At 46.2% G+C, this 9,388-nt stretch carries 10 protein-coding genes; 8 read left to right on the forward strand and 2 right to left on the reverse strand.

Translation table 11 applies throughout. From position 1 onward, the window contains the following. Positions 1-7 precede the first annotated feature (7 nt). From HGG78_RS12805 to HGG78_RS12840, 8 genes are read left to right on the forward strand one after another with little or no spacing between them, the layout of a single operon-like run. The gene (locus tag HGG78_RS12805; RefSeq protein WP_053309261.1) at positions 8-448 is read left to right on the forward strand and encodes an acyl-CoA thioesterase; all 441 of its coding nucleotides are present in this window, start codon (positions 8-10) and stop codon (positions 446-448) included. After that, positions 445-1,056: a LolA family protein gene (locus tag HGG78_RS12810; RefSeq protein WP_168523970.1), complete on the forward strand. Its 612-nt coding sequence runs from the start codon at positions 445-447 to the stop codon at positions 1,054-1,056. Before HGG78_RS12805 ends, HGG78_RS12810 begins: the two co-directional genes overlap by 4 nt. Beyond that, positions 1,028-3,376, forward strand: a complete 2,349-nt coding sequence (locus HGG78_RS12815; protein ID WP_172533103.1) for an MMPL family transporter — start codon at positions 1,028-1,030, stop codon at positions 3,374-3,376. The genes HGG78_RS12810 and HGG78_RS12815 overlap by 29 nt, the downstream gene beginning before the upstream one ends. Beyond that, entirely contained in the window at positions 3,373-3,993 is a 621-nt protein-coding gene (locus HGG78_RS12820) for a DUF3261 domain-containing protein (RefSeq protein ID WP_172533104.1), read from the forward strand. The genes HGG78_RS12815 and HGG78_RS12820 overlap by 4 nt, the downstream gene beginning before the upstream one ends. A 9-nt stretch (positions 3,994-4,002) precedes the next feature. Further along, positions 4,003-5,238, forward strand: coding sequence for a beta-ketoacyl-[acyl-carrier-protein] synthase family protein (locus tag HGG78_RS12825; protein ID WP_172533105.1), 1,236 nt, complete (start codon positions 4,003-4,005; stop codon positions 5,236-5,238). Beyond that, positions 5,216-5,680 (forward strand): hotdog family protein, encoded by a 465-nt coding sequence (locus HGG78_RS12830; RefSeq protein WP_172533106.1) that lies wholly within the window; start codon positions 5,216-5,218, stop codon positions 5,678-5,680. Before HGG78_RS12825 ends, HGG78_RS12830 begins: the two co-directional genes overlap by 23 nt. Next, complete coding sequence (locus tag HGG78_RS12835; protein ID WP_172533107.1) at positions 5,677-6,402, forward strand: 3-ketoacyl-ACP reductase FabG2; 726 nt, start codon at positions 5,677-5,679, stop codon at positions 6,400-6,402. The genes HGG78_RS12830 and HGG78_RS12835 overlap by 4 nt, the downstream gene beginning before the upstream one ends. Continuing rightward, a complete protein-coding gene (locus HGG78_RS12840) occupies positions 6,399-7,628 on the forward strand; it encodes a beta-ketoacyl-ACP synthase (protein WP_172533108.1) in 1,230 nt (409 codons plus the stop codon). Before HGG78_RS12835 ends, HGG78_RS12840 begins: the two co-directional genes overlap by 4 nt. 102 nt (positions 7,629-7,730) lie before the next feature. Here the strand turns inward: HGG78_RS12840 and HGG78_RS12845 are convergent, their stop codons facing one another. Both HGG78_RS12845 and HGG78_RS12850 read right to left on the reverse strand, forming a co-directional pair. After that, entirely contained in the window at positions 7,731-8,114 is a 384-nt protein-coding gene (locus HGG78_RS12845) for a DMT family protein (RefSeq protein WP_017045134.1), read from the reverse strand. A gap of 233 nt (positions 8,115-8,347) precedes the next feature. Further along, on the reverse strand, positions 8,348-9,184 hold the full coding sequence (locus tag HGG78_RS12850; RefSeq protein ID WP_172533109.1) for a LysR family transcriptional regulator: 837 nt from the start codon (positions 9,182-9,184) through the stop codon (positions 8,348-8,350). Positions 9,185-9,388: the final 204 nt, after the last annotated feature.

Here is a 9,388-nt window from a genome sequence, read left to right on the forward strand (position 1 = left end):
AAGCGCGATGAGCGATGTACTTCATCCATTAGAAAGTGAGGTGACCTTAGTCACCTCGTTTCAAGATGCCGACCCAATGGGCGTTATCTACCACGGCAATTATTTTCGTTTTTTTGAAGAAGCACGCCGCGTGCTGATGGAAAAAATTGATTACAGCTATCATGCGATGACTCAATCGGGCTACCTATGGCCAGTGATTGATACCCACGTGAAGTACGTGAAAGCGATCCCGTTCAACCATACGATTCGTGTCAAAGCGACCTTGACCGAATGGGAAAATCGCTTGCGTGTTAACTACATGATTTTTGATAGCCAGACCGGGCAACGAATGTGTAAAGCGCACACCACTCAAGTAGCGGTTCGCATCGACACGCAAGAGATGTGTTTCGCTTCCCCAACGCTATTTACCGACAAAGTGCAGCACTGGCATACCTACGGGAAATTATAATGCGCCGTTTTCTATGGCTAACTTTAGCTCTATTCTCGCCCCTACTCTGGGCACAGGTGACCGACCTTGCCTCACTGCAAGCGCAGTTGGCGAAACACCAGATCGTGCGCGGAGAGTTTACTCAACTCCGCCATATTGAGATGTTCGAACAACCACTGTCGTCAGCTGGGAAATTCTTGCTTGATAAACAAAATGGTCTACTTTGGCAACAAAACTCACCATTTCCGGTTAATTTGGTGCTAACACAAGACAAGCTTCGCCAAACTTTTGCTAACCAACCACCACAAGTGATTACCGAAAAAGAGAACCCAATGGCGTTTTATTTCAGCCATCTCTTTTTGTCGGTATTTCATGGTGACACGCAGCAATTAAATAAACAATTTACGATGACGCTGCACACCGGAGATGGCCAGTGGCAGTTAAATTTAACGCCGAGAAATGAGCCACTGAACTCTGTGTTTTCCTCAATAACGTTAACGGGACGAGATGACATTGATGGTTTAATCCTGCAAGAAGTGCGAGGCGACAAAACCGAGATTCAGTTTACTAACCAAAACCACCAGCCAGAGCGTTTAACCCATGCTGAGCAAACGCAGTTTAACTTCTAAATCGAATCGGCTGGCATTGTTCTGGTTGACTTTTGTGATCCTCTGTCTTGGCTTACTGCTCAAGCAGTGGGCCTTTTCGGCAGCCTCACCAATCGAAACGGATATCCTTAAGCTACTGCCAGCCAACCAGCAAAGTGTGCTCGCCGAGCAAGCGTTTGAAAAAGTCACCGCTAGTATGAGCGATAAGGTAGTATTTATTGTCACTGCGCCCAATGAGGCTGACCGACTCAAATCCGTGACAACGCTAGAAAACCATCTCAAGCAGAGTGGCTATTTCAAGGATGTGGTTGGGAAAATCGATGCCACTCAACAGAGCGCTTGGGCTAGTTACTACTTTCAACATCGAGCACAACTGCTCACCAGCGAGCAACGTAATCAGCTCAGTCAACATCCCGAACAACAAGTGCAAACAGTAGTGCAAGCCCTATATAACCCTTTTTCTGGGGTAACAGGAAAAGAGCTAAGTCACGACCCTTTTTTGCTATTTCGCGACTACTTAGCGCAAGTTAGCCAGCTATCGTCTCATTTTCGTTTGCAAGACGGATACTTAACCCGCGAGTATCAAGGCCAAAAATACGTGCTGATCACCGCTCAGCTCAACGATTCACCATACAGTTTCAAAGCGCAACAAGTGGTGCCCGATATTGCTCAATGGCAACAACGCATCAAGCAACAATTTGGGGCGGATATTTATCACACTGGTGTTTTATTTTACGCCGATTTTGGTACTCAAAGTGCCAAGTCAGAAATCAGCACCATTGGCCTTTTCTCATTACTCGGCATTGTGCTGTTGGTAATGCTGGTTTTTCGCAGTGCCATGCCTTTACTGTTGGCACTGCTCTCGGTATCCGTTGGGTTAGTGGTTGCCATGGTGATCACCACCGCGTTTTTTGGTCAGATCCATCTGTTTAGCTTAGTCTTCGGTGCCAGCTTGATTGGCGTTTCAATCGACTACGCCTTTCACTACCTGACCGATCGCCTTGCCGCGAATGAACAATGGGACAGCGTGCAGGGGCTAAAACATATTCTGACCGCCATTACCTTAGGGTTAATCACCAGTTTAATTGGCTATCTCGGTCTACTGGTCGCCCCTTTCCCCGGCTTACAACAGTTAGCGCTATTTTCCGCCTTGGGGCTCGTTGCCGCTTACGCGACAGTCGTGGCTTGGTATCCGATTTTGGCTAAAAAGCCAAGTTTATCGAGAACTCTCCCCGGCCTCACTTATTGGTCTTTATGGTTTTCGCTTTGGCAAAAGCCATGGGTTAAATGGGGCCTACCCTCGGCGTTATTGATCACCAGCAGCCTTGCCCTGACACAAGTGCACTACAACGACGATATTCGACAATTACAAGCCATGCCGAGCGAATTAAAACAGCAAGAGCTGCAAATTAGCGCCTTGACTGGTATTCAATCATCACAGCAAATACTGGTCGTCAGTGCCGACGATGATGAAACATTAATGCAGCAATTAGAAAAATTAGATACGCAATTGTCACAATGGCAACAACAAGGCGTACTTTCTGGCTATCAAAGTTTAAGCCAAAACATCAGCTCACTTAAGCATCAACAAGAAAACTACGCACTGGTTGAAGCACTGTACGCGAACCAAGGCGCAGCACTGGCTCACACGCTGAAACTATCTTCGATTCCTAAACTGGAAGCTTCATTTTTGCCCATTACACTGGCGCATTATTTAGCCCATGATGTTTCCCAACCGCTGCGCTTTCTTTATTTAGGTGAAGTTGAGCAAAAAGTGGCGGCGGTAGTGCTGCTGAAAGAGGTTCACCAAGCGACGGTAATTAAGCAGTTTGCGGCGCAAAACAGCGACTACGCCTATTTGAATAAAACCGAAGAGATCTCAACCCTGTTTGGGCAGTATCGCCTTAAAGTGATGGAATTAATTGCGCTGGCACTGACCTTGATCAGTGCTCTCACTACTTGGCGCTACGGAGTGAAACACAGCATTCGCATTATGTTACCTTCGCTTATTGCTTGTATGGCTGGGTTAGCCGTCACCGTCGCGACAGGCTCTACGCTCAATTTATTCAATCTATTAGCGCTAGTATTAGTGATAGGTATCGGTATTGATTACACGCTCTTTTTTGCCGAACAAGCCCGCAGTCACAGTACCTTGCTTGCCATAACCCTTTCAGCACTGACTACTTTGCTCTCGTTTGGTCTGCTTGCTCTTAGCCAAACTCACGCCATTCACAGTTTTGGTTTGACGGTACTTAGCGGTATTTTCGTTGCTTGGTTACTTTCACCAATGGCGATCAAATCACAACCTGCCGCCATGAAAGCGCATGAGGAAAAACCATGATGATGAGAATACGCCGTGCGCTGCCCTTGCTGTTACTGATGTTGTCTGGCTGCTCTTTAGTGCCAAACCAAGCTTCCACGCAAGTAGAAATTAGCCCCAACACATTCGTTACACTGCCCAAACCTGCGCAACTTGGGTACCAAGTCACAGCAAGCCAGTTGATCAGCGCCCGTTGGCAAGATGATAGTGGCCAACATAACCAACAGCTTCCGGTCCAACTGCAGGTCACCGATGACAAGATTGTATTGGCAGGGTTTTCATCTTGGGGTACAAGGATTTTATCGCTCAATTATCAGCAAGATACTATTGAGACCAGTGTACTCAATGGCTTGGAAAATACCTTGCCAAAGCCCGAACAGATACTCTTTAACCTGATGATCACGCTCTGGCCGCGAAATGCTTGGGAAGCCCCGTTAAATAAGGTAAAGTGGCAAATCATTGATGATGATAATAGACGAACACTCATCAATGAGCTGGGTGAAACAGTGATTGTTATTGATTATCAACATCCCTTTGCGATGAAGGGAGATATTCGCTTCCACAATCAATTATTGAATTACACCATTACGATTACAACGCTCAGTGCCCAGCACCCTTTGCCGCCCACACAACCGTAGATAGCTATCATGAACTCATCCACGACTTCTCCTATTGATTCTCGCTCTCCTATTTATGTCCAAGACTGCGGTTTTCACTGCGCGATGGGGAGTGACTCGTCGCACATTCACCAAAGTTTAGCTCAGGGCTATTGCGATAACATGGTGGTTGACCGCACGTCACTCAACACTGGCACCCCAACCATTGTAGGCCGAGTGAGTGAGCCACTACCAGAAATCCCAGCGCATCTAAGTGCGTTCAATACGCGTAACAACCAACTTGCTCTTTCTGCACTGCAACAGATCGAACCGAGCGTCCGCCATGCGATTACCACCTATGGCGCAGATCGCATTGCAGTGCTGGTTGGCACGAGCACGTCCGGCATTGCTGATGGCGAAAACGCACTCACCCACAAGTTAGAGCGGGGCGAATTCCCAAGCGACTACCACTACTACAAACAGGAATTAGGCAATTGCAGTGATTTTGTCGCTCGCTATTTTGCAATAAGCGGCCCCTGCTACGCCATTTCGACCGCCTGTTCGTCCAGTGGCCGCGTCTTTATCACCGCAAAAAGAATGCTTAATGCAGGGCTGGTTGATGCGGTGATTGTCGGTGGTGCCGATACTTTGTGCCGCTTAACACTCAATGGTTTTAACGGTTTAGAGGCGCTGTCTCAACATTTATGTAAACCGTTTGATGCACAGCGCGATGGCATCAACATTGGTGAATCTGCCGCTTTTATGCTGCTGGGTAAAACGCCGTCTCAACAACACACTCACGCCATTGCGCTATTGGGTGCAGGCGACAGCTCCGATGCTCACCATATTTCTGCACCCCACCCAGATGGAAACGGTGCAGAACAGGCAATGCGTAACGCGCTGCAAGATGCCAAATTAACCGCCAGTGATATCGGTTATATCAACGCTCACGGCACCGCAACGCCGCTCAATGACAGCATGGAAAGTAAAGCGATTTTTCGCGTTTTTGGCCAGCACGTTGCGGTGAGTTCAACCAAACCACTCACTGGACATACGCTCGGCGCGGCCAGTGCAACCGAAGCCGCCATTGCTTGGCATATACTGCAATACCAATTGCCTTTGCCCATTCAACGCTGTGCTAACAAAGCGCCAGACATCGATATTACGCTGGTGGAGACCACCCAATATTTAGAAAATAAGGCCATTTTGAGCAACTCCTTTGCTTTTGGTGGCAACAATATTAGCCTCATTTTTGGTTACGTTAATGACAAAGCTTCCTGCAATTGATCAACTGCTGCCTCATCAAGCGCCGATGATTTTGATCGACCGCGCGCTTGAGGTACAGAGTGAATCTATCCACTGCCAAGTGGATATTGAATCGCACCACCTGTTTTTTGACCCAACGACACAAAGCATACCGGCCTATGTCGGTATCGAGTTTATGGCACAAGCCATTGCCGCGTGGTCTGGGTATCATTCACTTATCCAAAGCATTCAACCACCGATTGGCTTTCTGCTCGGCAGTCGCCGTTATCGCGCGCTATGCGATGCATTCCTGAAAGGGCAAACGCTCGATATTTATGCTGAACAGCTAATGCAAGACAATGGTATGGCTGTGTTTAGCGCAAGAATAGAGCACCAACACCAGCTTTTGGCTGAATGCCAATTAAATGTGTATGTGCCATCAGAACAAAAATTAGAAGAGATGAAAATAAGGAGTCAAGCATGACCCGACACGTATTAGTGACTGGTGCGAGTAAAGGTATTGGCAAAGCGATTGCGATTGCGCTCGCCAAAGATGGTTTTGCCATTGCTGTCCATTACATGGGCGACCAACAAGGTGCCCTGCAAACACTAGCGACCATCGAGAAAAACGGTGGTTCAGGCCGATTGATTCAATTTGACATTAGCAACCGATCTCAGTGTCGCGAAGTATTAGAAGCCGATATTGCTCTGCATGGCGCTTATTACGGTGTGGTCAATAACGCGGGCATTACTCGTGACACGGCGTTTCCTGCCATGACAGAGCAAGAATGGGATGGTGTAATTCACACCAATTTAGACAGCTTTTATAACGTCCTCCACCCTTGTGTGATGCCAATGGTGCAAAAACGCCAAGGTGGGCGCATTGTGACTTTAGCGTCGGTGTCGGGCATCACGGGCAACCGTGGTCAAACCAATTACAGCGCCGCCAAAGCTGGCGTAATTGGCGCGACCAAATCGCTCGCGCTTGAACTGGCTAAGCGCAAAATCACCGTCAACTGCGTTGCTCCGGGTTTAATCGATACAGGCATGGTGGATGAGCACGTCAAAGAGCACGCTCTGCCACAAGTTCCTTTACGCCGCATGGGTGAACCCGAAGAAGTCGCAGGCCTTGTGAGCTATTTAATGTCTGATATTGCCGCTTATGTTACTCGCCAAGTTATCTCAGTTAATGGAGGCTTAGTATGATCCGTCGCGTTGTAGTTACAGGCATGTCTGGCGTGACTGCTTTTGGTAATGACTGGGCCAGTATTGAACCAAAACTCAGAGCTTGTGAAAATGCCACTCAATATATGCCCTCCTATGAGCAGTATGAGGGTTTAAACACTAAACTCGCCGCGCCAATAATGGGCTTTACACTGCCTAGCCATTACAAACGTAAACAAGTCCGAGGTATGGGCCGCGTGTCACAACTGGCGACCGTTGCCACCGAAAATGCGCTGCTGCAAGCAGGCTTAATTGGTCATGAAGTACTGACGAACGGCCAAACCGGTATCGCTTATGGTTCATCAACAGGCAGCACCGATGCCATCGGTGCGTTTGGTGTCATGCTCAACGAAAAAACCACTCGAGCCATTACCGCCACCACTTATGTACAGATGATGCCTCACACTGCTGCGGTGAACGTAGGTCTATTTTTCGGGCTCAAAGGTCGCGTCATTCCAACCAGTAGCGCCTGCACGTCTGGTAGCCAAGCCATCGGTTACGCATACGAAGCGATCAAGCACGGCTACCAAACCGTAATGGTGGCAGGCGGTGGTGAAGAGCTCTGCCCTACCGAATCGGCAGTATTTGATACCTTATTTGCCACTAGCCTCAAAAACGACCAGCCCAAAACCACCCCACGCCCGTATGATACTCAGCGTGATGGTTTAGTAATTGGTGAAGGCGCAGGAACTTTAGTGCTTGAAGAGTATGAACACGCCATCGCGCGCGGTGCCACCATTCACGCAGAAATCATCGGTTTTGCCAGCAACTGCGATGCCGCCCATGTCACTCAACCACAAATGGACACCATGCAACTCTGCATGGAGATGGCGCTGCGTGATGCCAATTTAAATGCAGATAAAATTGACTATGTTTCTGCCCACGGCACGGCGACCGACCGGGGTGACATAGCCGAAAGTCACGCCACCGCAAACGCGTTGGGTAAAGTGCCGATCAGCTCGTTGAAAAGTTATTTTGGTCACACATTGGGCGCATGTGGCGCGGTTGAAGCTTGGTTAGGTTTAGAAATGATGAAAAGCGGTTGGTTTAATCCTACCCTTAACCTAGATAACATCGACCCACAATGTGGTGATCTTGATTACATTACAGGCACCGGGCGTGAGCTGGATGTGCAATACCTAATGAGCAATAACTTTGCTTTTGGTGGCATCAACACCTCGATTATTTTTAAGAAATTCAGCGAATAATCCCATAAAAAGCCGTTGCCCACACAACGGCTTTTTTTACGAGTTTATTTATCCGGCATTTGCCTCTTAAATATTGGTCGCCTGCCAAATACTCATCAGCAATCAGCCAATACTTTTCGCAAGTACTTCGAGGATTTGCGGTCTGAAAATAAAAAACACCGCGCCAAGCAAACAGAGCCCTGCCCACACAAAATCAAGCCTGAAAGGCTCTTTCATGTAGATCAATGCAAAAGGCACAAATACCGATAAGGTGATCACTTCTTGCAATATTTTCAATTGGCCAAGGTTTAATACCGTATAGCCAATCCGGTTAGCGGGTACTTGGAAGAGATATTCAAACAGGGCAATTCCCCAACTGACCAACGCTGCAATAATCCACGGTTTGTGGCTGAGATCTTTTAAGTGAGCGTACCAAGCAAAGGTCATAAATACGTTGCTGATCAACAAAAGCCCAATAGTCATCACGACGGGAGGAAGGGTGAACATTAAGACAAACTCCAAAATAATCAAACACGAACTGAACTCACAAACGAGCGGAGTCTGCGCTCAACGTTTCCCTTCGTCAATATTATTGATGAGCGCTAAGCTGCCTAAAATACGAACCAATTCAGCCAACACAACAACTGACTTGGTTTTGCCACTATCACTCAAAGTTAATACTCATACACATTCTGTTAATGGAAATTAACGATATATTTTCTCCCGAAAGATCAGCCTAACTAAAAGGATGGTTTATTCAAAATACTATCCAGTTCTGCTCTAATAAAAGCTGATATTTCGGCCAGCTTTCTCGGGAGTGGATTTTGGTAAGGGTAGGCAATATAGATCGATCTTTCCGTATCGAAAGTTTCGATAACATGGATGTTGTTTATGTAGCTACCTTTCATGAGATAATTTGGAATAACACCCACACCTACGCCTCTAGAAACAAAATTCATTAGAATAGACGTATTGTCAACTTCAATGACATCACTGTAATCCTTCTTTATTAACTCTTTACTCGAATGTTTTTTATAGATAAGTAGCGTATTATTTTTAGTGTTATCGATTCTCGATATTAATATATCATTATAATTTCCGATTTCATGTGCAATCAACGTATCATCAACAACGTTATTAAGCCTAATCGCTATATCCACATTGCTTTCTAATAAACTCTCAACATTGTTACTTGATGATATCTCAAAGTTAACGGCAGGATAGCGTTCTTGAAGGCCTTTAAGAATATCACCGAAAATAGAAGATGCTACAGAGTTGGGCATTGTTATTTTAAATTTACCACTAATACAGTCACTAAGTGATTTTGCTCTGTAATTCAATTCTTTTAGATTCTCTAAAGCTTCGATGGCAAGTTCTTTGATACTTTCACCATGATCAGTAAGAACGAGTTTTCTTGTTGTTCTGTGAACGAGCGTAACCCCGATCTGTTTCTCTAAAGTCGCTAGTTGACGGCTGACTTGAGCTTTAGATTTACCAAGTTCCTTTGAAGCTTCCGTCAAGGAAAGGTGCTTACAAATTGCCGCAAAGCAGATTAGGTCATTATTCATCAATTCCATGATTGTTACCTTTTTGCAACTCTGAGTCACGTTGTCTTTTAAATGCTCACTTAGTATAACTAGCTTTCGTCGAAGGATGAAAGTGATATTTAACCTTTTTGATGAAACAATAACAGGCTATTACCTTAATACAAGTTTAGGATACTAAGGAAAACCAATATAAATAAAATTTAAAACCCATCATTAAAGTAATAAGAATGTATG

This window comes from Vibrio aestuarianus, assembly GCF_012395185.1.
Classification (GTDB): domain Bacteria; phylum Pseudomonadota; class Gammaproteobacteria; order Enterobacterales; family Vibrionaceae; genus Vibrio; species Vibrio aestuarianus.

Bases quoted from the DNA above. Each gene is read 5' to 3' on its own strand.
- HGG78_RS12805 (WP_053309261.1), top strand. From the start codon at position 8: ATGAGCGATGTACTTCATCCATTAGAAAGTGAGGTGACCTTAGTCACC.
- HGG78_RS12815 (WP_172533103.1), top strand. From the start codon at position 1,028: ATGCTGAGCAAACGCAGTTTAACTTCTAAATCGAATCGGCTGGCATTG.
- HGG78_RS12820 (WP_172533104.1), top strand. From the start codon at position 3,373: ATGATGATGAGAATACGCCGTGCGCTGCCCTTGCTGTTACTGATGTTG.
- HGG78_RS12825 (WP_172533105.1), top strand. From the start codon at position 4,003: ATGAACTCATCCACGACTTCTCCTATTGATTCTCGCTCTCCTATTTAT.
- HGG78_RS12830 (WP_172533106.1), top strand. From the start codon at position 5,216: ATGACAAAGCTTCCTGCAATTGATCAACTGCTGCCTCATCAAGCGCCG.
- HGG78_RS12835 (WP_172533107.1), top strand. From the start codon at position 5,677: ATGACCCGACACGTATTAGTGACTGGTGCGAGTAAAGGTATTGGCAAA.
- HGG78_RS12840 (WP_172533108.1), top strand. From the start codon at position 6,399: ATGATCCGTCGCGTTGTAGTTACAGGCATGTCTGGCGTGACTGCTTTT.
- HGG78_RS12845 (WP_017045134.1), bottom strand. From the start codon at position 8,114: ATGTTCACCCTTCCTCCCGTCGTGATGACTATTGGGCTTTTGTTGATC.
- HGG78_RS12850 (WP_172533109.1), bottom strand. From the start codon at position 9,184: ATGGAATTGATGAATAATGACCTAATCTGCTTTGCGGCAATTTGTAAG.